This window comes from Collinsella aerofaciens, from assembly GCF_032584215.1.
Classification (GTDB): domain Bacteria; phylum Actinomycetota; class Coriobacteriia; order Coriobacteriales; family Coriobacteriaceae; genus Collinsella.
In genome coordinates this window covers 60,218-82,504 of record NZ_JAWHPN010000007.1, presented here as the reverse complement: position 1 = coordinate 82,504, position 22,287 = coordinate 60,218, and the positions used below count along the sequence as shown (strand labels likewise).

At 58.8% G+C, this 22,287-nt stretch carries 24 protein-coding genes; 3 read left to right on the top strand and 21 right to left on the bottom strand.

Annotated elements, in window-relative coordinates; genetic code table 11:
- Positions 1–264: 264 nt before the first annotated feature.
- From RX395_RS03485 to RX395_RS03475, 3 genes are all read right to left on the bottom strand, one after another.
- Complete coding sequence (locus RX395_RS03485) at positions 265–738, bottom strand: YhcH/YjgK/YiaL family protein (RefSeq protein WP_195919821.1); 474 nt, start codon at positions 736–738, stop codon at positions 265–267.
- Between the two features lie 197 nt (positions 739–935).
- Complete coding sequence (locus RX395_RS03480; RefSeq protein ID WP_117564754.1) at positions 936–1,871, bottom strand: hexose kinase; 936 nt, start codon at positions 1,869–1,871, stop codon at positions 936–938.
- 59 nt (positions 1,872–1,930) lie between these two features.
- Positions 1,931–2,812 (bottom strand): aldose 1-epimerase family protein, encoded by an 882-nt coding sequence (locus RX395_RS03475; RefSeq protein WP_316365483.1) that lies wholly within the window; start codon positions 2,810–2,812, stop codon positions 1,931–1,933.
- Between the two features lie 157 nt (positions 2,813–2,969).
- On the opposite strand from RX395_RS03475, the gene RX395_RS03470 reads away from it, so the two are divergent.
- On the top strand, positions 2,970–3,554 hold the full coding sequence (locus RX395_RS03470; RefSeq protein ID WP_316365481.1) for an NADPH-dependent FMN reductase family protein: 585 nt from the start codon (positions 2,970–2,972) through the stop codon (positions 3,552–3,554).
- Positions 3,555–3,629: 75 nt separating this feature from the next.
- On the opposite strand, the gene nagA is transcribed toward RX395_RS03470, so the two are convergent.
- The 8 genes from nagA to RX395_RS03430 form a co-directional block, all read right to left on the bottom strand.
- Positions 3,630–4,799: an N-acetylglucosamine-6-phosphate deacetylase gene (nagA, locus tag RX395_RS03465; RefSeq protein WP_022094606.1), complete on the bottom strand. Its 1,170-nt coding sequence runs from the start codon at positions 4,797–4,799 to the stop codon at positions 3,630–3,632.
- Between the two features lie 117 nt (positions 4,800–4,916).
- On the bottom strand, positions 4,917–6,083 hold the full coding sequence (agaS, locus tag RX395_RS03460; protein WP_316365479.1) for an SIS domain-containing protein: 1,167 nt from the start codon (positions 6,081–6,083) through the stop codon (positions 4,917–4,919).
- 114 nt (positions 6,084–6,197) lie between these two features.
- Complete coding sequence (locus RX395_RS03455; protein WP_117806791.1) at positions 6,198–6,929, bottom strand: GntR family transcriptional regulator; 732 nt, start codon at positions 6,927–6,929, stop codon at positions 6,198–6,200.
- A 185-nt stretch (positions 6,930–7,114) separates the two neighbouring features.
- Entirely contained in the window at positions 7,115–8,197 is a 1,083-nt protein-coding gene (locus RX395_RS03450) for a PTS system mannose/fructose/sorbose family transporter subunit IID (protein ID WP_138374505.1), read from the bottom strand.
- A complete protein-coding gene (locus RX395_RS03445; protein WP_022094610.1) occupies positions 8,187–8,987 on the bottom strand; it encodes a PTS mannose/fructose/sorbose/N-acetylgalactosamine transporter subunit IIC in 801 nt (266 codons plus the stop codon). Before RX395_RS03445 ends, RX395_RS03450 begins: the two co-directional genes overlap by 11 nt.
- 90 nt (positions 8,988–9,077) lie before the next feature.
- Entirely contained in the window at positions 9,078–9,560 is a 483-nt protein-coding gene (gene agaV / locus RX395_RS03440) for a PTS N-acetylgalactosamine transporter subunit IIB (RefSeq protein ID WP_022094611.1), read from the bottom strand.
- 36 nt (positions 9,561–9,596) lie between these two features.
- Complete coding sequence (yajC, locus tag RX395_RS03435) at positions 9,597–9,878, bottom strand: preprotein translocase subunit YajC (RefSeq protein WP_022094612.1); 282 nt, start codon at positions 9,876–9,878, stop codon at positions 9,597–9,599.
- A complete protein-coding gene (locus RX395_RS03430) occupies positions 9,878–10,321 on the bottom strand; it encodes a PTS sugar transporter subunit IIA (protein ID WP_195621885.1) in 444 nt (147 codons plus the stop codon). The genes yajC and RX395_RS03430 overlap by 1 nt, the downstream gene beginning before the upstream one ends.
- A gap of 633 nt (positions 10,322–10,954) precedes the next feature.
- Between RX395_RS03430 and RX395_RS03425 the strand changes: the two genes are divergently transcribed.
- Together RX395_RS03425 and RX395_RS03420 are read left to right on the top strand one after the other, a co-directional pair.
- Positions 10,955–11,593 carry a DUF2975 domain-containing protein gene (locus tag RX395_RS03425; protein WP_316365471.1) on the top strand — a complete coding sequence of 213 codons (639 nt, stop codon included), beginning with the start codon at positions 10,955–10,957 and terminating at the stop codon, positions 11,591–11,593.
- Positions 11,594–11,602: 9 nt separating this feature from the next.
- Entirely contained in the window at positions 11,603–11,839 is a 237-nt protein-coding gene (locus RX395_RS03420) for a helix-turn-helix domain-containing protein (protein ID WP_316365469.1), read from the top strand.
- A gap of 113 nt (positions 11,840–11,952) precedes the next feature.
- Here the strand turns inward: RX395_RS03420 and RX395_RS03415 are convergent, their stop codons facing one another.
- The 10 genes from RX395_RS03415 to RX395_RS03370 form a co-directional block, all read right to left on the bottom strand.
- Positions 11,953–13,056, bottom strand: a complete 1,104-nt coding sequence (locus RX395_RS03415) for a hypothetical protein (protein ID WP_316365468.1) — start codon at positions 13,054–13,056, stop codon at positions 11,953–11,955.
- Between the two features lie 126 nt (positions 13,057–13,182).
- A complete protein-coding gene (locus RX395_RS03410; RefSeq protein ID WP_316365466.1) occupies positions 13,183–14,268 on the bottom strand; it encodes an isocitrate/isopropylmalate dehydrogenase family protein in 1,086 nt (361 codons plus the stop codon).
- A 6-nt stretch (positions 14,269–14,274) separates the two neighbouring features.
- Positions 14,275–14,973 carry a hypothetical protein gene (locus tag RX395_RS03405; RefSeq protein ID WP_022094616.1) on the bottom strand — a complete coding sequence of 233 codons (699 nt, stop codon included), beginning with the start codon at positions 14,971–14,973 and terminating at the stop codon, positions 14,275–14,277.
- Positions 14,974–14,988: 15 nt separating this feature from the next.
- Positions 14,989–15,417, bottom strand: a complete 429-nt coding sequence (locus tag RX395_RS03400; protein ID WP_117817241.1) for a hypothetical protein — start codon at positions 15,415–15,417, stop codon at positions 14,989–14,991.
- A 5-nt stretch (positions 15,418–15,422) separates the two neighbouring features.
- Positions 15,423–16,502 (bottom strand): NAD(P)-dependent oxidoreductase, encoded by a 1,080-nt coding sequence (locus RX395_RS03395; RefSeq protein ID WP_316365463.1) that lies wholly within the window; start codon positions 16,500–16,502, stop codon positions 15,423–15,425.
- Positions 16,503–16,600: 98 nt separating this feature from the next.
- The gene (locus tag RX395_RS03390; protein ID WP_271744024.1) at positions 16,601–17,554 is read right to left on the bottom strand and encodes a DegV family protein; all 954 of its coding nucleotides are present in this window, start codon (positions 17,552–17,554) and stop codon (positions 16,601–16,603) included.
- Between the two features lie 79 nt (positions 17,555–17,633).
- Positions 17,634–18,218 carry a ribosome hibernation-promoting factor, HPF/YfiA family gene (gene hpf, locus RX395_RS03385; protein ID WP_035137685.1) on the bottom strand — a complete coding sequence of 195 codons (585 nt, stop codon included), beginning with the start codon at positions 18,216–18,218 and terminating at the stop codon, positions 17,634–17,636.
- 317 nt (positions 18,219–18,535) lie between these two features.
- Positions 18,536–19,543 (bottom strand): substrate-binding periplasmic protein, encoded by a 1,008-nt coding sequence (locus RX395_RS03380; protein ID WP_316365459.1) that lies wholly within the window; start codon positions 19,541–19,543, stop codon positions 18,536–18,538.
- Positions 19,544–20,293: 750 nt separating this feature from the next.
- A complete protein-coding gene (locus RX395_RS03375) occupies positions 20,294–21,403 on the bottom strand; it encodes a hypothetical protein (protein ID WP_316365458.1) in 1,110 nt (369 codons plus the stop codon).
- Positions 21,404–21,414: 11 nt separating this feature from the next.
- On the bottom strand, positions 21,415–22,221 hold the full coding sequence (locus tag RX395_RS03370) for a ComF family protein (protein ID WP_316365456.1): 807 nt from the start codon (positions 22,219–22,221) through the stop codon (positions 21,415–21,417).
- Positions 22,222–22,287: the final 66 nt, after the last annotated feature.

Below are 22,287 nucleotides of genomic sequence, written 5' to 3'. Positions count from 1 at the left end.
CGATAGGCAACCGGACACACATTCTGTCCGAGCGGTTAAAAGCGGGCACGGAATTTAAACGGCTGAAAAAGGGGCATCGACCTGCGCCGATGCCCCCAACGTGGACACACATTTTGTCCTATAAGCCCCAATCCAAGCACAACGCCGTCGGCAACTCCCCTACTCAACAACAAGCCCCGCCAACCGCAATCCCCAAGGGGACCGCGATCAGCGGGGCTCAAACGCGTTCCCCAAGGGAAATCACGCTAGCTCACGAGCAGTTCGTTACTCTTCCCAGTAAGCATCTGCAAGCAGCTTAAAGCAGATCTTCTTGACCGGCTGCGCGCCATCGTCCGGGAACTCGAGCGTGGGCATATGAGGCTCGCCGGCAACGAACAGTGCAAACTTATCGTCAGCAAGATCGCCGGCGATCGAGGCGTCGGAATCGACCAGATCGTAGTCGTCCTTCTCGTCAAACTCCTGAACCAACGTCAGGCTGCCCGTGGCAACCTTAAAGGCCTCGCGACCCTCGACATCGATCTGCAGGTCGTGATAGCGCTGATGCGTCTCATAGTGAGCCTCGGCCTCGGGACGCGTCGTGGGAGCCATGACGTTCGCATAGACCTTGTCGCCCAGAATCGGATGGCTGCCGACCTCGAGCTGCGCCGGGTCGTTCTCCTCGAGCCAGTCGATCAGCACGTCGAGGCCCTTGAGCATTCCGCGATACTCCTCGATATCGCCCAATGCACCGTAAATCATCTAAATCCCCTCTCGGATCGTTTCCTTGGCGGCTACTCGGCAAACGCATTACCAAAGCTGTTGCCGCCCACATACGTCTCGACCAGGGTAAGGTCGGGACTGAACACGACAAAGTCGGAGTCGTGCCCCGGCATAATGCTACTGCACTTGTCGTCGACATGAGCTAGCAAGCGATGCCGGGGCCGCAGCACAAGCTCCTACAGCTCGGTCACGACAACGCCGTTGTAGACCTCGTCCCAACGATCCATGACCAAGTGGCCAGTCATAGGATCCATGGCATTGAGCTTGCCGCAGGTGTTGGCGGTACGCAGCACCGTCTCGTCGTCCGCGCCAGCAGCAATGGCATGCGCGAAGCCAGCGATAGTGGAGTCACCAGAGCCCGTGGCGTTAACGGCAGGGATATCGGGCGTCTTTGCGCGGAACGCACGGCCATTGTGGAAGCCAACGGAGCCGGCAGCGCCCATGGACACGACGACCCAGGGGATATCGGAGAAGCGGGCATCAGAGGCGAGCGCGGCGCGGAGCTCGTCCACATCGTCGGTGGTAAAGCTCGTACCCAAAAGGCCGTTGATCTCGGTCAGGTTAGGCTTGACCAGCTCGGGCTTAATTTCGGACTTAAGGGCGGCCTCGAGCGAAGCACCCGAGGTATCGAGCAGCACCTTGGCGCCGGCGTTCTCGGCAATGCCCGTGATCTTGGCATAGTAGTCTGCCTCGACACCGCGGGGCAACGAACCCGAGATGGTGACGACGTCGGCCTTGCTCGCAAGCTCGGCGAACTTTGCGGTAAAGGCATCGAGCTCCTCGGGGGCAATCGTCGGGCCGCTCTCGAGCAGCTCGGTCTGGTTGCCGGCGTGGAGGATGTTGAGGCAAATGCGAGTCTCGCCCTTGATGGGCACAAAATCATTCTTAATGCCGTTAGCGTCCATGAGCTCGGCCATATAGGCGCCCATATGGCCACCAAGCAGGCCGGTTGCCACAACATCGTCGCCCAACTGACCAAGGACGCGGGCTACGTTAAGGCCCTTGCCGCCGGCGGTCTTTTCGGGCGTCACACGGTTGACGTCGTCGATGACGAGCTCATCGAGCTGATAGCGCGTATCGACAGACGGGTTCATCGTAACGGTGAGGATCATTTTTAGCTCCTTATCTCGCAGGCTCCTTGTGCCTCGCGATACGAGTCGACAAAACGGAATTACAGAATCTCAATCGTGAACGAGCGAACGACGGTCTCCTTGGGCTTGGCGATAAGGCAGCCGCGCTTGTGCTCAAGCACGTCGTCCTCATCGGAGCAGGTCGAAAGGCCACCCCAGGGTTCAACTGCCACAAAATCGCCCTCGGGCTTGCTCCACACAATGAGATATGGGAAGCCCTCAAAGCTCAGGCGGACGCCCTTGTCCTCGCCCTTTTTGGAAAGCGTGACCTGACAGCTCTCGAGCACGTCAAAGATGGTCTCCGCAAAATCGAAGAGCTCATGTGACAGAGGCAGCGTCTTTCCCACCATGGGGTTCTTGGAGCGATTGGTCACGTCAATCAAGCCAGTCGAGGGGACGGCAGTGCAAAGCTCAGCAGCCTCGTCCTTCTCAAAGCGCAACTCGTAGTCCGTATAGGCCTCGCCCTCATCGAGCGGACACCTAAAGCCGTGATGACCGCCGATAAAGAACGGCATGTCCTCGGTTCCCTCGTTGGTCACCTCATAGGAGACGCGAACGGCATCTCCCTCAAGCGTATAACGAGCGACAAGCTTAAACGGATACGGATAATCGCTCAGCAGCGCGGCGTTATCCTCGGAAGCCAGGCACATCGCCAGCTCGTTCTCGCCTTGGCTCAGCAGCTTCCACTCCTGTTTGCGCGCAAATCCGTGGCGAGCGAGCTTTACATGATGCCCGGCGAACGTCATGGCGCTGTTATCGCGCAAGCCTCCGCAAATCGGGAAGCAAATCGGTGCCCGGCCGGACCACACGGCGGGATCGCCCTGCCACAGATACTCGCGACCTCCGGCCTCAATCGAGGTAAACGAACCACCAGCCGTGGACACCTTAATAGAAATCGAATCGTTGGAGAGAGCGTATTCCATTGCCCATCCTTTCGAACAATTACTTTTTTGCTCGCAAGAACCCGTCTCGGCCCTGACCAAAGGACAAACCCGCACGTTCATCGATGCGTCCGGTATCCCAGCCATGCAACGGGGTACCATACAGACATTGATGCAATTACAGCTGAAAGGCCTTCTTATGCGAACCATCATCCTTTATGCCTCGCGCCATCACGGCAATACGAAAAAGCTCGTGGACGCCATCGTCGAGGCACACCCCGAAATCGATACCCTCGACGTCAAGGCGCTTGGCAAAAACGAGTACCCCAACCTGCACGAATATCATCTGATCGGTGTCGCCACGGGCATCTATTACTCCGAGATCGACAAGGACATGGCACGCGTGCTCACTAACGTGCTGCAGCCGCAGGACAAGGTGTTTGGCCTTATGACCTACGGTGGCAAAAACAAGTGGTACGGCAAGGATATCGATGGCATCTGCCGCATGAGGCAGGCCATCTTTATGGGTGTCTACGGCTGCCCCGGCTTTGATACGTGGGGACCGTTCAAGCTCGCCGGCGGTGTCCAAAAGGGACACCCGACCGCTGAGGAAATTCAGGGCGCCGTCGACTTCTTCGACAAGATCGAAGACGAGTATGGCGACATCATCGTCGAAGAGTACGCCAAGCGCGAAAAGCGCCTAGCATACGAGAAGGAGCATCCTGCAGGAGGCTTGGTGGCCGGCGTCAAGCGCACGGCAAAGAAGATCGCTAACAAGCTGTAACTGTAAAGGTGCTTTTGAGCGTTTAACCCATACGGCGGGTCCGAGCAGATTCGGGCCCGCCGTCTTTTTCTATCGTTACTCGGTAAAGGCGTTGCCGACGCTCTGGCCGCCAACATACGTCTCGACGAGGGTGAGCTCATGGTCGAACACGACAAAGTCGGCGTCGCGACCCGGCATGATGCTGCCGCACTTATCCTCGATGTGCGCAGAGCGAGCCGGCACCTCGGTTGCCATGCGAATGGCGATATCAGCGCTGGCGATGCCCCAATCGACAATGTTCTTGACGCCCTGGGCAAGCGTGAGCACCGAGCCGGCAATGCTTTTGCCGTCGGCGAGCCAGCACAGGTTGTCCTTCATGATGACGTCCATGCCACCACTGGTGTAGCTGCCCTCGGGCATGCCGCCGCAGCCCAGGCAGTCGGTGATGAGCACCGTATGCTGCCAGCCCTTTGCCTGCAGCAGCGCCTTGATGGCAGCGGGGTTTACGTGTTTGCCATCACAGATGATCTCGGCGTAGGTCTCGGGCGTGGACATGGCAGCACCCACGACACCGGGCTCACGGTGATGCAGCCCGCGCTGGCCGTTATAGGTATGCGTAAAGCAGCTGGCACCGGCGTTGATGGCGGCGATGCACTCATCGTAGGTGGCGTCGGAGTGACCGATGCTGGTCACGACGCCCTTGGCGTTCAGAGCAGCCGCATAAGCAGCGGCACCGTCGCGCTCGGCCGCCATGGCGCTCTTAACGATGCGACCACCCGCAGCCTCCTGCCACTGGTCGAAGACCTCCTCGGAGGGATCGATCAGGTAAGCGGGGTTCTGCGCGCCCACATGCTTCATGGTAAAGAAAGGGCCCTCCAGGTAGATGCCCTGAATGCGAGCACCGCAGAAGTCGGGGCCGCGACCCTCGTCCGCCTGGGCGATAGCGGCGCAGGCGTCCTTGATCTGCTCGACGCCATCAGTGAACGTCGTGGGCAGCCAGCTGGTGGTACCGCGACGGGCGAGCTCGGTCGAGCTGATATCGATGCCCTCGGGATCGTTATCGGTAGTTGAGTGGTTGTAGAAGCCATGGATGTGAGTATCGACCATACCCGGCGCGATCCACGATCCCGTGTAGTCCTTAATCTCGCAAGAGGGCTCGTCGGCCTGCCAGGCGCCAAAGACGCCATCCTCGACCATAAGATAGCCGCCCAGTTGCGGGCCTGCCGGCAAGAAGAACTTGTCAGCCTTAATTGCGTACGTGCTCATATGCACTCCTTGCTTCTAAAGCAGTTGACTGTGGTGATGCTTATACCCAGCACACGTAAAACAAAAAGCGCCCGCCCGCCGTTATGAGCGGACGGGCGCCCTTACAGGGGGACGCGATTAAGCGGTGAAGGGGTGAATCGTCACGCCCTTAACCACGCGGTTGACCGTGCCGGTGGGGCTCGGCGTATCGGGCGTGTTGCCCACGCGCACGGAGTTGAGCAGGCTGATAGCCTGGGCAAACATCACGAACGGCAGAGCAAGGTAGCCCTCGGGAAGTGCCTCGTAGCCCTTAAAGGTGAAGGACTCACCCTCATAGACGGTGGCACCTTCCTGCTGAACGGCGACGGTGTGCTGAGCGATCTTGTCGCCACCGATCTCGTTGAGGATGTCGATGTCGTACTGACGGGTGTAGGCGTCGTTGTTGACGAACACGAAGACGAGCGTCTTATCGTCGACGAAGGACTTGGGTCCGTGACGATAGCCCATGGAAGTGTCGTAAGAAGTGGCAACCAGGCCGTGAGCAAGCTCGAGAATCTTAAGCTGGCTCTCCTGAGCAAGGCCGCCAAAGGAGCCGGAGCCCAGGTAGGTCACGCGGTTGAAGTCGCCAGCGAGGTAATCGGCGACCTCGGACTCGCGAGCGATAACCTCCTCGCCCATCTTGGCGATGGTCTCGACCCACTCGGCCTTCTGCTCGTCAGAGGCAGTGTCGAAAATAAGGGTGGAGAGCAGGGTCATGCAGGAATAAGAACCGGTCATGGCGAAGCCCTTGTCGTTGGCGCGCGGAATGAGCAGCGTCAGCGCATTGGGATCATCGGCAGACTCGACGGCGAGCTTGCCCTCGGGAGCGCAGGTGATGTTGAGGAACTTGACGTTGTGGACGAGCTCCTTGGCAACGGCAACGGCGGCAAGGCTCTCGGGGCTGTTGCCAGAGCGGGCAAAGGAAACCACGAGCGTGGGATCCTCGGCGCGCAGGAAGTCGCGCGGAGCGCTCACGATGTCGGTCGTGGCGATGGGCTTAAAGTCGTAGAGATCAGTGTTGCCAGCGTGACGCAGGTACGGGGCGCAGGTATCGCCAACGTAGTCGGACGTACCGGCACCGGTGAAGACAACGGACAGACGACCCTCGCCCATAGCGCGAGCCTCGGCCAGGAAGGCCTCGATGGCCTCCTTGTTCTCGCGATAGATGTTGAGCGTATCACGCCAAAGCTCGGGCTGCTGAGCAATCTCGGCCGTGGTGATCTGGGCGCCGAGCTCGGTGAGCTCCTCGACACTCTTCTCGAACATTTCTAATACCTCTCTCTAGAAGTAATCCTTTGACGTGCAATTATACACTTCGGTTGGTTATCTGGTAGTAACCAGTTAAATGCAAAGAATCATCATATGGAAACGATGCGGACACTAGTTGCTACGCTGGTGGTAAACCTTGTATTTAAACTGATCGGCACGAGCAACCGAGAGTGTATACTCCACAACCTCGTTTGACTCGTTATACGTAGTCCTGACCAAATCGAGCACAGGCGAGCCCTCGACAATTCCCAAAAGGTGGGCGTCGGTGGGACGGGCTATGCTCGCATAGAACTCCTCTTCGGCCACGCGAATCTTTTGCTGAAAGTCTTGCTCAATCACATCGTAAAGCGGCTTACGCTCCAGCAGTGGTCGCTTTAGGGACAGAAATTGACGAACCGGTAGATAGCTGCGTTCGACCATCATGGGCATGTTATCGGCAGAACGAAGGCGCTTAAGCTTAAAAATGCGATCACCGATACGCAATCCCATATGCTCGGCCAGATTCTTATCGGCCTCCATCTCGCAAAACTCGAGAATCGTGGTCTCGGGGTCGCGACCCATCGCGCGCATCTGCTCGGTAAAGCTGTAGGACTGCATAAGATTGGTTGCTTTTGCCGAACGGTCGGTCACAAAGGTACCGCGACCGTGCTGCCGAACCACCAGTCCTAAACGCTCCAGTTCCTGCAGAGCCAGGCGTACCGTAGTGCGCGAGAGACCATAGCGCTCCGAAAGTTCGCGCTCGGAAGGAATCATGTCACCGGCGCGATATTCATGGTCGATCTTTTCGGTCAGAATATCGACCAGCTGATCGTACAGCGGTTGCTTACGCGCTCCGATCGCCATCCTATCCTCCCTTTTGCTCGAATTCGGCTAACTACCTAGGGTGTTAAGCATTATCAGTCTGCAACACCCGAATCATCAAGAAAACAAAAGCCGCGTGCTCGAAAGAGCGCGCGGCTTTTAACATACACATGGCTTAAGGGGTCGGGGTGTGAGCCGCGTAGGGACACACCCCTCAAGCTAGAGCCTTACCAGATGCTCGGCCAGAGACCAAGCGGGCCAGCGCCCAGGATGCCAAGGACGAAGAGCAGGAGAATGCCCTTGGTCGGGGTCCAGCTGTGCTTAGCGAACATGTAGTAAAGCAGCAGCGTAAGCATAAGCGGGACGAGCTTCGGGACGATGGTGTTGAGGGTGTCGGCAACAGAGAAGTTGACCGGATCCTCGGTAACGGTGCCGTAGGTCACGGACTCCATGCCGTTGCCCAGATCGGTGACGCCGCACTCGACAGCGTTGCCGTCGGCATCGGAAGCGGTAAGGGCGTTGCCGTCCTTATCGGTCATGGCGATGGTACCGGCCTCAGCGGTCTCGGTATCGATGCCCTCCATACCGGTAAAGTTCTCGGCCTCCTTCTCGGAGACAATCACGGTAGTAGCGGAGAGGCCGCGGGTGGTGCCGTTGGGGATCTGGAGGTTGATCTGGGTGCCACCCATGGTGACGACCAGGCAACCGACGACGAAGACGCCCATGATGGAAGCGGCACGCGTGAAGGCCTGCATGTTGGCGGTCAGAGCGTCAATAGCGCTGGTGCCAAGCTTGTAGGACCAGTTCATGAGCCAGAAGCGCAGAGCGAACTGAACGGCGTTGAAGATCACCAGGAAGATGATCGGCGCAGCGGCGTTGCCGTTGATGGCCATGTTGGAGGTGATGCCGGCCGTGATAGGCACGAGCGTCAGCCAGAACAGGGCGTCACCGATACCACCGAGCGGGCCCATTGCGGCGACGCGGACGGCGCGAATCGTGGGGATGTCAACCTTGTTCTGCTCGAGCGAAAGCACGATGCCCATAACAAAGGTGACGAGGAACGGGTGGGTGTTGAAGAACTCCAGGTTGTGGCTCATGGAAGCCGCGAGGTCGTTCTTGTTGGTGTGGATCTTCTCCAGACCGGGGATGATGGAGTAGAGCCAGCCAGCGGCCTGCATACGCTCGTAGTTGAACGAGGCCTGCAGGAAGCAGGAGCGCCAAGCCATCTTGTTGAGGGTCTTCTGGTCGAGCTGCGGAGCAGGAGTGAGATCCTCGTAGTGCTCCGGGATCACATACTCATTAGATGCCATCTTCGAAGTCACCTCCGTCAGAAACAGCTGCACCCTTCAGCTCGGTCTGCTGCTGGAAGTCCCAGAAAGCGATGCCGAAGCCGATGAGAGCGAGGATGAGCAGAGCAGGGGTTGCCAGCGAATCGTTGGCAACGGTGATGAGCGCGAGGCCAAAGCCCATGAGGAAGAAGCCCCACATATCGCGGTTCATCATAACCTTGAGCAGGACGGCGAAGCCGACGAAGCGCATCATGCCGCCTGCAGCGGACAGACCGGTCTGCAGCCAAGTCGGGATGGCGGAAGCGATGGTCTGACCAATGGTAGCGCCAGCGATGAAGAACAGGGTGACGACGACAGCGAAGATCAGGCCGAGCAGAGCCATGGCGAAGTAGTTCAGGCGCTCGATGCCCTTGGTGTCCGCGTTGTGAGCCATGTTATCGGCCGTGGACATAAGCGGGGACATAAGCGTGAAGACCAGGGTAACGCCAAGCTGGCCAAGCAGAGCGAACGGAATAGCGAGGCCGACTGCCGCGTTGGGCTCGAGGCCCGTGGCGATAGCGAGAATGGCTGCCATGATGCCGCCGATGACGGCGTTAGGCGGCTGAGCGCCTCCGATCGGCATGTTGCCGATCGTCATGAGCTGATAGGTACCACCCACGAGAAGACCGGTGTTGAGGTCGCCAAGGATAAGACCGATGACGGCGCCGGTGACGATGGGCTGATAGAGAGACTCGAGGAAATCAAACTGGTCGATTGCCGCGATGAACGTAACAACGAAGACCAGAGCGATCTGGATGATCGAGTATTCCATCTTGCTCCTCCTTTCAAAATGAATGTACGCACTTTGGATATCACGTACAGAACGTCAGGGTTTCACTCCTGACAACGTGGATCACGAGGATTACGAGAAGAGCTTGCTCGTGTCCTCAACAGGCGTGCTCGGAACGCGCCTGATCTCCAACTCCACCCCCAATTCCTGCAGCTCTTTAAACGCAGCGACATCCTCGTCGTTAACTGCGACGGAGGTGGCGACTTGGCGCTTTCCTTCCGACATGTGCATGTTGCCGATGTTTACCTTCTTTATAGGCACACCGCCCTTGACGAGCGTAAGCACGTCTTCCGGTGTTTCGGCCACGATGAAGATCTTCTGGCGCGGGCTCGCCTTGCCAATGACGTCGATGGTCTTCTGCAGGGAGAAGAAACGCGTAGCGACGCCGGCGGGAGCGGCCATCTTCATGAGGTTCTGGCGCATGGTGTTGGACGCCACGTCGTCGTTGGCGACGAGGATGAGGTTGGAGCCCAGAGTGGAGTTCCACTGGGTGGCAACCTGACCATGAACCAGTCGGTTATCGATGCGGGTAAGAAGAATGTTGGGTTCTGCCATGTTGATCAGCTTCCTTTCGATATTTGCTGACGACAGTTACTTAATCTCCTGAATCGCGTAACGCGAAACATCTACGACGGCTCCGGATCGGACTTTGATCTGGACCTTCTCGCCTTCGATGCCTTTGACGGTTCCGTAGATACCGCCGGCGAAAAGAACCTCCTGACCCGGCTTGAGCTCGGTGTGCAGCTCCTTGAAGTACTTCTGCTTCTTCTTCATGTTGATTTGCGACCAGATGGTGTAAATCAAGCCCATGATGACAAGCAGGCCTAAAAGAGCGACCGAGGAGCTCAGGACGTTGGCTCCGAAATCGGCCATTAGATGCCGTCCTCGTCGCCGAAGATATCCTCTTCCTCGGAGTCGGCAACGGATGCGACCGTCTGGGCGGTGACGCCCGTCTGGCCAACGGTCACGGCCTGCTCGCCAAGCTCGGCGAGCGTGGCATTGCCGCGGAGGAACAGAAGCTCAATAACCATGGGAAGGTTGGTGCCAGTCAGAACCTCGACGTTATCGACATCCTGGGCAATCATCATCGACTGGTTGAACGGGGTGCCGCCAAGCAGGTCGGTAAAGACGAGCACGCCATCGCACTCCTCGCGCATAGCGGTAATAGCGGCGCGGAGATCCTCACCGTAGGATGCAGCCTGGTCGCCCTCAAAAGGAACGACGGTAAAAGCAGGCTGGTCGCCGGCAACCATAGCGATAGCGCTTGCAAGGCCGGGTGCGAACTGTCCATGACCGGTAAGAATAAAGCCAACCATTCAAATTTCCCTTCCGAAGGTGTGTACGATCTGAGTCCGATGATTTTCGGAAGCCAGCGGGCGCTCGCCCTTAAAGCTTCTTGGAAAGCGTTCTTTGAAGACCAGTGGTTTCTAAACTGGTAGTAATCACGTGACGTGTTGTTGTCACTATATCACCCCAGAAGAGGTCGCTTTCGTTGATTCATACGGTAAAACGTTTTTGCACCGCTCACGGTGATAAATCGACCGTTTACCGCTCGTTAATACTTCTACCTGCGGTTTTGAAACCGTTTCGAAATGCTTTGGAAAAAGATCAGAACTTTTATTGTGTCTAAACAACGCAGGGCGGCTAAAAATAGCGTAAAGAAAAATTGCAGGTCATTGTGAAGATATGTGAATTGGTCTTTTTGTCTTAATACCAGTTAGAACCAGTTTTGAGATTATCGGGAAAACCCGATGAAGCATTTGCGCGATCACGGGAAGTTTTGGCATTTGTCCCCATCCCCCGTGCGCCAAACTCCGGCATCCAAAATGAGCTAATAGGTCACGTTAATCTTTTTCAATCATTACTAACTCAGTTTCCGTAATTATTTATCGTTTGTCGTTAATTCTGATATGATACAAGTATCATCCAAAATACCGGTTGGAGGGGTTATGGTCCATCGAAACGCATCTATATCGAATGAAACCATCAGCCGCGAACAGACGATAGCCAAACTGAGGAAGCTCGCTCGCATCTGCAAATGGGCCACAATCTGCATTACCACCGCGCTCGCTCTGGGACTTCTCGCAGTCATTGCGATTGACCTTCTACTCATATTGCCTGGCCTCTCCCAAGGGTCGTGTCTCCAATCCGTAGAACTTCAAGGCGGCGAAGGGCCGTGCCTTGCTATCGTCGGCACCGATGCGCAGACCCCACTTATGCTCGTCGCACACGATGGTCACACTGCCATAGGGAGCCTCTTGATGACATGCCTCGCGCTCACCATCGCGATAAGCGTGCGCAGGCTTTTCTTCAACATTGAAAAGGAAGGCAGGCCCTTTGACCTTGAATGTAACCACACACTTCGTCGAGTAGGACACTTATTTCTTATCGGCGGCGTTGCCGTGAGGCTTCTTAGTGCCGTAATCACGGGAATGATACTCTCAGGATTTGGTGGCAGCTTTACGGATGCGTTCGTCGGCCAGCTATTCGAGCCCTCCATGCTCTTTGCAGGCCTGATAATTTGCCTGATTGCCAGTATCTTCCGCTACGGGTATATCCTGCAAAAACAAGATGACGAGCTGCTCTAGGGGGAATCCATGATTATTCTGCGGCTTGACCGCATGCTCGCCGAACGCAAGATCTCATCCAAAGAGCTTGCGGAACGCGTGGGCATCTCCCAGGTCAATATGTCACGCATTAAGACGGGCAAGGTTTCTGCCATACGTTTTTCAACTCTTGACGCGATATGTCGGGCACTCGACTGCCAACCGGGCGATGTACTGGAATATATGCCTGACGATGAAGCCGATAACCTTTTTGGACTTAAAGATTGATAGGCATAATTTAGCCACCAGCGCCTAAACGCAAATAGCCCGCTAGAACAACATCCGTTCTAGCGGGCTTATTCAGATATTTCGGTTACGCGCTCGGCGGCTCAGACAGATCTTTATGCAAACAGACCATAGATGCTGATGTTGGCCTTGGCATACAGGCCGTTAGCATACTCGGTCCACTTGGAGCTGGCGCTCGAAGCCTGCGAAGAGTACTGCTGGTAAGCAGTGTAGTAGGCGGTCATGGCCTGCTTATAGGTAGCGCTATCGGCCGTAAAGGCATCGTCGGCAAAGGCCTTAGCGTAGGTGCTGTCGGCGTCCTTCCAAGTGCCCTTCTCGCTATCCCACTCGTCGCCGGCAAGGTTGATGATGTAGTCGGCGTAATCCTTGCTCGCGGTGTCCTCATTGCCGTCAGAAGGCTCGGTCGGAGCGGTCGGCATGCTTGCGGAGCTATCGCCCACCTTCTTCTTGTAGAGCTTCTGCAGCGTCGCGGACTGGCGGACGATCTGCTTGGCCTGGTCCTTGGACACGCCATACTGCGTGGCCATGGTCTTGTAGTCAGAAGTGCCGATGGAATCCTCGGCGTACTTCTTCATCTCCTTGGAAGAGACGGTAATGCCCTCGTCCTCGGCGGCATCGAGCAGGATCTTGTTGCGCACGTAGGACAGGATGACGTCGGCAGAAGGAGCGGTGTAGTTGCCATCACTATCCTTGACGGTATCGAGGCTGTACTGGCTCTCGATGGCCTCGCGCGCGGTGATATCACTCTTCTTGCCGTTGTAGCTATAGCTTGCCACGGTCGAATCGAGCTGGTCCTCGGTCAGGGTCGCCGAGCCGACACCCTTGCCGCCAAAGCCGCCATTGCCGATAAAGAAGCCGACCACCGCAGCGATCACGACGGCAACCACAAAGGCGGCAATCATCGTCTTCTTGTGCTTGGATACGCGATCGTCTTCATCGGAACCCAGGATATCGTCGTCCTCATCCTGGGCCTCGGGCATCAGATTCTCGTCAGCGGCATCCGCGGCAATCTGAGCCTCCAGACGGGCGTCCTCCTCCTCGGCCGTCGTACCGGCAGCAATGTGCTCGGCAGACGTACCGGCGACCAGGTCGATCTTCTCGTCCTCGTCACCGTCGGGGCCTTCGCCGCGCTCGATGATCTGGATGCCGTCGATCTCGTCCTTCTCGTCCTTCTCGTCCTTCTTTTGAATCAGACCCATATCAGTTACTCCTTGTTAGGAAACATAGTCCGCAATAGAATACGCCCGACGAGGCGCCGGGCGTATTGATTCTTAGGTTATACGCAAACACTTAAGTACTATTTAGGCATTTGCAGCGTGCATACCTTAGGCCAGGTGCGCAATAACGGCATCGGCAAAGGCCTGCGTACCGACAGCGCCCTCAACGGAGCCGGTCTGGGCACGACGCACGTCACCGGTAACCTGCTCGCCCTCGTCGAGCGTGGCAGATACGGCGGCACGAATGCGATTGGCAGCATCGTTCTCGCCCAGATGATCGAGCATCATAGCCGCAGACAGAATCTCGGCCGTGGGGTTGGCGATATCCTTGCCCGCGATATCGGGCGCGGAGCCGTGCGTTGCCTCGAAGATGGCGCAGTCGGCACCGATGTTGGAGCCGGGGGCCATCCCTAAGCCGCCCACGAGGCCGGCGCACAGGTCGCTCACGATGTCGCCGTACAGGTTGGGCAGCACCAGGACATCGAAGTCGTTGGGGTTCTGGACCAGGCCCATGCAGGTGGCGTCGACAATCTTGTCGTTGAACTCGATATCGGGATAGTTGGCGGCCACCTCGCGCGCCACGCGCAGGAACAGGCCGTCGGTCGCCTTCATGATGTTGGCCTTATGCACGGCCGTCACCTTTTTGCGGCCGCAGCGGCGGGCGTACTCAAAAGCGTACTCCACAATGCGGCGGCTCTTGGCGATGGAAATCGGCTTGATTGAGATGGCGGAATCCGCGGCGAAGGTCTTCTGGCCCGAGCGCTCGACGAGCTGCGAGAGCTCCTCGACCTCGGCAGCGCCCTCATCGAACTCGATGCCGGCATAGAGGTCCTCGGTGTTCTCGCGCACGATAACCAGGTCGACGTCGCGGAAGCGCGAGCCGTCGCCCGGCTGCGACAGGCAGGGGCGCACGCAGGCGTACAGGTCAAAATGCTTGCGCAGGGCGACGTTAACGCTGCGGAAACCCGTGCCGACCGGCGTGGTGATGGGGCCCTTGATAGCAACCTTGGTCTCGGCGACCGCATCGAGCACATGTTGGGGCAGCGGCGTGCCAAACTCGTCCATGACGCCGGCACCGGCCTCCTGGACGTTCCAGTTGATCTGGACACCAGTGGCCTCGACCACGCGGCGCATAGCCTGCGCAATCTCGGGACCGATACCGTCACCAGGAATCAGGACTACATCGTGCGCCATAATCTGTTACTCCTCGTCTTCGGCGTCGTCAGATTTTTTTACGCTAGCACGCTTCTTCTTTTTGGAGAGATCCAGGCCAAAACGTTTAACAAGCATTTCGCAAATCTCGCTCGAACGGGCCTTGAGATAGCTACCCTTGCCGTTCTCGGCATCGAACTTAAGGCGCAGCGCGAGCTTCTCGGCGACCTCGGCGTCAATCTCGCCCCGGCCAAACTCGTACAGGCAACCGAGCATGTCGCGATACTCGAGGTCGCCGTGGTAGCACTGGATGGCCTCGTCCAGGATGGGCCAAGCCTCGCGCGAACGCTCGACGCTCGTGGCGCCCCACACGCACAGCAGGCGGAAGGCGGCATAGCGCAGCGTGGACGAAATCTCATCGAACAGCGCGGTCTCGGCGCCCTCAAAGGCATCGCCCAGCTGCTCGGGGCAGGTGGTGGCGAGCGCCGCCAGGGCATCGAGAGCCTCCCAGCGGGTCTGAGCCTCGGGGCGGTCGAGCGCCTCGATCAGCGCGGGCACGCAGGGCACGACGCGCTGCGGATCGCGCTCGGCAAGCAGGTGCAGCACGCGGGCGGCAAACTGACGGATGCGGCGCGTGGGGCAGCCGAGCTCCTGGACCAGGCGGTCGACGGCGTTCTCGTTCTCCTCTGCCAGCTGGAGCTGTGCCAGCTCCTCGTCGGTGAGCTGTTCGTCTTTGTTTTCTGCCATAGTTACCTCTTTTTACTATTTCTTAGCGTGCTTGTCAGCACCCTTGCTGTCATCGGTGACCGAGATGAGCTGTCGATCGGCCGCGCCATTGCGACGCGCACGGCGGCGTTCCTCGGCGTCGCCCGCGTCGGCGGCGGCACGGTGAGCCTTGTTGACGTTAAAGACCTCGTCGTGCTTGCGCCACGGACCGACGGACTCGCCAAAGCTCATCTTAAGGCCGGCGATAAAGCCGCCGAGCCAGCCGATCGGCGCAAACTGCACCAGCGGGAACAGTGAGAACACCCAGGTCAGCAGGACGACTGCCGCCGCTCCCGCAAAGTTGGCAATCCAGTAGTCGCGCTTGGTGATGACGCGCTTTTCGCACGCCCACTGGCCGCACAAAAAGCCAATGTAGATCGCAAAGAGAAAGAGCACCAGCGCAAGCACCACGAACGTCCAGCTCATGGGCGCTACTCCCCGTGATGGTGGCCGCAGCAGCACTCGTGGCCGTCATCATGGCCGTGGCCGCCGCAGCACTCGTGGCCCTCGTCGTGGTGGTGGCCACAACCGCACTCGTGATCGTCGCCATGCTCGCCGCAACCGCAGCCTTCCTCGTGAGCGCCATGCTCCTCGGGACGATACTGCGACCAGTCCAGACCGGCGGCGATGGCGTCGGCCTCCTCCTTATAGAGGACCGTGACGGCCTGGGTACCCAGCTTGGCACCACCGATGGCGTCGAGCATGTCGTAGAGCGTAAAGGCCACGTCGGCACCGGGCAGCGCAAGCTCGCGGTCGTCGGCATAGGCGAGCGCCAAGCGCAGGTCCTTGATAAAGTGCTCGACCATAAAGCCGGGCTTGTAGTCGCCGTCGAGCGCCTTGGGAGCCAGGCTCTCCATGGCGCCGGACTTGCCGGTGCCGCCCAGGATCATCTGGCGGGTCTTCTCCAGGTCAAGGCCGCTCAACTCGGCAAATGCCATGGCGTCTGCCATGCCGACCATGCAGGCGCCCAGCGACACCTGGTTGGCGAGCTTGGCAGCCTGGCCCTTGCCGGCGCCGTCGAAGCAGCAGATGTTGGCCGCAAAGGTGGCAAGGATGTCGCGGACCGGCGCGATGTCGCTCTCGGTAGCGCCCACGATAGCCGTGAGCGTACCGGCGATAGCGCCCGACTCGCCGCCGGTGACGGGGCAGTCAAACGCCATGCGACCAGAAACCTGGGCGGCCTCGGCAATGTCACGGGCAAGCTCGGGCGAGCTCGTGGTGAGGTCGATCAAGACCGCGCCGGGCTTAGTGCACGAGAGCAGGCCGTCGCCCGCCAGGTAGAGTTCCTCGACCTCGGAGGGATAGCCCACCATGGTAAAGACGACATCGGCGTTCGCCGCGGCATCGGCCGGCGTATCTGCCCAGACGGCGCCGCGCTCGATAAGCGCCGCCGCCTTGGACTTGGTGCGGTTGTTGACCGTGACGGAATAGCCGGCGTCCAGAATGTGGCCGGCGATGGGGGCACCCATGATTCCGGTGCCGATAAATGCGACGGAGAGCTTGTTTGCCATGAAACCTTTCCTTTTGGGTTGGGTGTTGTTACCAGGTTGAATACTCGGTGCCAGCGTTTGGGCTGTGAGTCGAGGGCGATTACGGACGCAGCGCTTGCCTACTGACCGCGCACGCGGCGGGCGATACGGTCGGAAAGCGACGCCTTGTCGGCGCGGTTCTTACCCCAAAACGCGCAGCCCACCATGCCGGGGCCCACGTGCGAGCCGATGGTGGGACCCACGGAGCCGCGAATGATCGTGACGTCGGCGCAACCCTCCTCCTTGCGGATGGCGGCTTCGAGCCAGTCACCATCCTTTTCGGCATCGGCCGTCATGATGGCGATGGGCATGGTGCGATCGGGCACGTAGTTCTCGCGGAACGACTTGAGGATGGACTTGAGCGCCTTCTTGCGGCCGCGGTTGACGCCGATCAGCGACAGCGAGCCGGCCAGGTCGTAGGAGAGCTCGGGCTTGACGTCGAGCTTTGCCGTGAGCTGCGCCGCCGCGGGCGGAATGCGGCCGCCGGCAGCCAGTGCGTCGAAGCTCTCGAGCGTAAAGTAGCCGTGGACGTAGGTCTTTGCCTCGTTTGCCCAATCGACCAGCTGCTTGGCGGTCAGTCCCGCCGAACGCTGGCGCACGGCCTCGAGCGCCAAGAGCGCGCCGGTCGCGCAGGGCAGAGCGTTGTCGACCACGTACAGCTCAAAATCGGGATACTCGGCGCGCACGGCATCTGCCGCCTGGCACGCGGAGTTGTAGCTCGACGACAGCGCCGAGGTAAAGCACAGGTAGACCGTGGGCGTGCCCTCTTTGGCGCACTCGGTAAAGAACTCGATATAGCGACCGAGCGACACAGCCGAGGTGGACACGCGGGCACCAGCGCGCATGCGGTCGTAAAACTCCTTGGGCGTGATGCTCGACCAGATGTCATCCGTGCGCTCCTCGCCATCGATAATGAAGGGGAAACCCAGGATATCGACATCGAGGTTCGCGGCGACCTCGGGGCTAAAGTCGCAGCAGGTATCGACGACGATGCGGCAACGGTCCGAATGACCGGTAGATGCGGCCTTGTCCATCAAAGCGACTCCTTACGTAAAAAGGCGGCCACCCGCATGGGATGGCCGCCAACCGTTAACTCATGCAAGTTAACGTATTTTACTCGTCAAGTGTTTCGATGCGGGGCTTGATGATGCCATATCCACCATTCTTACGGTGATACACCACATTGATAAGGCCGGTCGTCGCGTTCTCGAACACGTAGAAGTCGTGGCCGAGCAGATCGGTCTGCACCAGCGCCTGCTCCTCAGTCATCGGGGTGACGTCGATAACCTTCTCGCGGACGAGCAGGTCGTCCTCCTCCTCGGGCAGCAGCAGGTCGGCCAGATCCTCGACGCGCTCGACCGGCGCGACATCCGCGGCGCTGGCACCGCCCTGGCGGTTGTCCACGACCTTGGTCTTGAACTTGCGCAGCTGGCGGGTGACCTTATCGGCGGAGAGGTCGATGGCGGCGTACATATCTGCACCGTGCTCGGCAACGCGAATCACCGAACCGCGGGCACGAACCGTGACCTCGACGATTGCCGGGTTGGGGTTCGAGGGGTTCTTCTCATAGCGAAGTACAACGTCGACCGTCATGGGCTCGATATCGAAAACCTTGAGCGCCTCGCCGATCTTCTCATCCACATGCGCACGCAGAGCATCGGTTACCGTCGTCTTGCGTCCAGAAACCTTGATATCCATACGTGGCTCCAATCTGCCTCGGGGACTTACCGTACTGGCTATGTACCCATTGCCGTGTATTTAATCACGCGGATTCCTAAAGACCCGAATAACGATTGCTTGATACCGCATACCGAAGTCTCGCACTTTTCTGTGGCAAAGTGCGCTATAGGAGGGAGCCCACAGATTTGTATTTGGTCTCGAAAATTGGCTTTGACCTGCTGGTTTTATAGGGATGAAAAAGCCGGGCTCCCCCATCGGGGAAGCCCGGCAGTGCGTGTTGAAACCGTGAAGAGGTGTCCTTTCCAACGTATAGGAGACACCACCCCTAGCAATAACTAGCTATTGAGTTTGTTAATGTCGTCGTCGGTGATGGCACCTTCCTGGCTGGACGATTTGTCCTCGGAGGATGCGGTCTCATTGTTGGAATCGGAGGACTCGCTGCCGGAGGACGTGGTCTCACCGGACTCAGAGTCGCCCGGCTGCACGTTAGCGCCCGAAACCGTCTTAGTGGTGAGGTCGTAGGGCATCCTGCCATACCAGACGCAGTGGACTGCCTCGAGTGTACCGTTGACCGTGATGTCGTCGAGGGCATCGCTCACAGCACGACACAGTTCGTCATTGGATGAGAGGCCCGCAACACCAAGCGTCGAGGGCGCCTCGAGCGAACCGACATAGGAGACCTCGCTCATCAGGCGTGCAAGGTAGCCGCCGGCCGTGGAGTCGCAGATCACATAGTCGACCTCGCCGGACTCAAGCGCCTCAAAGCACTCGTTGATGTTGGAGTAGGTCTTTTGGTTGGCGGTGATGCTCTGCTTGGCAAGCGCCTCCTGCGAGGCCGAGGACGCCTGAACGCCCAGGGTGGACGTGTTAAGGGTATCGGTGGAAACGCTTAGCGACCCACCATCGCTAGTTTTACCGAACACGGAAGTGGCATCGTACAGGCAGGTGCCGAGCGAGCTAATGTCCCCGTCCGTGGAGTTAATCTCGCCGATAAAGATATCGGCCTTTTTGTCGCCGAGCGCGGAACCTGCCGAGGACGCATCGACAAAGGCAACCTTAAGGCCCATGCGGCTTGCGAGGGCGCGGGCGGCGTCGACCGCATATCCCGTGAGCTCGCCGTCGGCGCCCTGCATTGCCTGCGGCGCATCGGAAGTATCGAGGGCGACCGTCAGGGTTCCGGGAGTGACCAGGGCATCGTCCGACACCGCCGGCGTGACGGTCTCGTACTCGATCTGGTCGATCGTAGGAGTCGTGAACGTAGACAGCGGGTTGAACGCGCATCCGCTCAGGCCCAAAACGGCGATGACCGCTGCGGCCCCAGCACCTAACCGAGCCGCGTGCATCAAGCTGCCCCTCACCATGTCCACTACCCTGCCTTCTGTGTCGTATACGATCCGTGCGTTGCGCGGAATATCGGGTTGTTCCCACCAGCTGACCTGGTATTTGACCCCACACTTGCGCACCGGGGTGTTTGCTCGGGAGGCCGCAGCCACCTTCACGACTGACCCGCTCGCCCGCGAGGCGGTATTGCCCCAAAGAAAGTAGAACGGACGGTGCGGCTTACATCTAGGACGCGCCATGATCGCGCCGCGCGCACGCGGTCGCTTACGTGGATCCCTTTGACCGCGTCTGTCTTGGACTAGGACGGGCATTTCGTCCGTCCGCAACCACAGCCTGGCAGGAACGTAGCGCATTATAGCTAAGTTCAAGCTAAAGTTTAAGGTTAGGGGCGTCATTCGCATCGCGAGTACAGATTTCGCAGGTCAGGACGGGCCGCACGTGCTCTGATTGAGCCCGTCGCTCCCCTATGGAAAGCCCCAACACACCCGTCTTAGGGCGCCGTGGCCAAAAAATAGCAAATATGAGTACTGTTACCAATTTAGTAACAGGTAATTTTGGCCTCTCGGACAGATTTTGCGCTCAGAGTCGCCAACCTGATGCTTAGTTATTCTACATTTGTTTATTATCTTCTTACTTTACGCCGCCTCCGAGTTCAAAATTCCTTGATTTTGCTGTTACTGATTTAGTGACAGTACTCATATTTGCCATATTTTGGCCAGGGCATGTGATTAACCCCCTATTTTCGACGTGAATTAGACCGGCTTAAGCCCAAAACACGCCCGCAGCGTGTTAAATAGCGCCTCTTGCTTCTTTCTGCGAGCGTCAACACGGTTGCGATATCGCTTACTCATGCGCTGGTGGATGCGCCATGCGAGCGCTTCCATCGCTTCCATGTCGCAGAGCATTTCGTTGTTGACCGTCGCGACCTCGATTCCCATAGTAATCAAGCCCGTGTTGCGTTTTTCATCATGGATACGTCCCCTCCGGGAGGAATGGCCCAGCTCACCGTTGTATTCCAGGTCAAACTGGGCTGCTTCCTGATACGCATCGCAAACTGCATGCGGCATCCCCGAGATTGCCTGCGCACGGTCATCGAACTCGATCTTGTAGTCGGTCTTAAAGGGACCGCAGGCAAATCCGCCATAGGAAAACGGAAGCGAAAACAGAGCGAGCATGATGCACTCCATGGGCGAGCGCAGGTTTTCCGAAAGATAGGGGCACAGACGCCGCAGCTGCTTGGCCGCGTTCCCCTTGCATGCCGCGAGGTAATCTACCAGGCGATCGGGTGTCAGCACGGACTCGACCTCAAAGTAACCGACATCTGGCGGCTGGTCTTTGTCCTTTGCCAATTTGTTCACGACAGGCGAGGTGTAGGGAGGCAGATGCTTCCCGCGGTCGCTCAGTGAAATCTTAGAGCACAGTTCCTGGGCCAGGGCAAACGCCTGGATGCAGCCGACCTCGCGCGCGATGGCAACACAAAGGGCCTCGGGAGATAGACTGTACACCCCCGGTTCCACCTCTAGAATCGAGCCGGCGGGCAACCCGGAACACACGGACCAGCTCACGCCAGGGATGCGGCGGCGCTGCGCCGCAGATCCCACCAGCAAGCAAAGATCTTCTTGCACCTCGCCGCTTGCGGCCCCAATCCGCACCAAGTCGAGAAGATAGATGTCCTCGATCGAGGGCGACGACGCGCTCAGCACACGGCACTCTTCATCGGGACTGAGGTCCCTCCAGCTGATGTAACCCATTTGTCGGCGCTCGGCGCGCATCATGCGTAGCGCCGAGGCGCCCGTCAGAATTACGGAAGCAGCCAGCTGCTCGCTTGCAGGCTTGCCACGCTGCCCGATCTTTATTGCCATCTGAACCACCCCTACCAAACGCGTGCGATAGCGAGGCCATCAACGGCCGTGGCACCGGCGCGCTTGAGTTCCGCCGAAGCCGCTGCCATCGTCGCACCCGTGGTGATAACGTCGTCGATAAGCAGCAGGCGGCGGCCGTGCACGTCCTCAACCGTCTCGTACATACCTCGGGCACGCTCGCGGCGCTCCTCACGACCGAGTTCGCGCTGGTCGCCATGCCCGTACTTGACGAGAGCATCGAGCAGGGGAACACCCGACAGCTCGCAAAATGGGCGCGCAATGGCCTCCATATGATCAAAACCACGCCGCCGAAACGCTGCCGCCGTCGCAGGCACAAACACCACCGCATCCGCGCCGGACAGCACACCTCCATAGCGATCGGGCGCTACGACCTGGGCATGCAGGGCGGTGTCGTAGAGCAGCTCCGCCAGATACGGAGCCAGACGTCGCTCGCCCGCGTCCTTGTACGCTTTAATGATGCGCGGCAGCGGATGCGCATAGACGGCGCACGCCAGGCAGCGGTCGAGCGCCTCCGCCATTGCCGAGGACGTGCCCTCGACCGAACACTCAGTGCACAGCAAATCCCCAAACGGGGCGCCGCATCGGGTGCAGCTATGACGTGGGTCGATGAGCGTGAGCGCGGCCAGGCAGTCTTGGCAAATAAGCGCACCGGCGCGCTCGCAGCCGGTACATCGTGTTGGCGACAATGCCTCGAGCGCCTCGTACGTCGCGTGCTCGGCAAACGGTAGCAATTCGTCCGCAAACGGTAGGGCACCGGCTCCCTGCAGACGGCTCAATATGTTCAGATGGCTCTTCAAGACACAACCCTCCCTACGTTCGGTCGCGGGGAGGGTTGTTGATTCGGCGCTATGATACCCCGATGC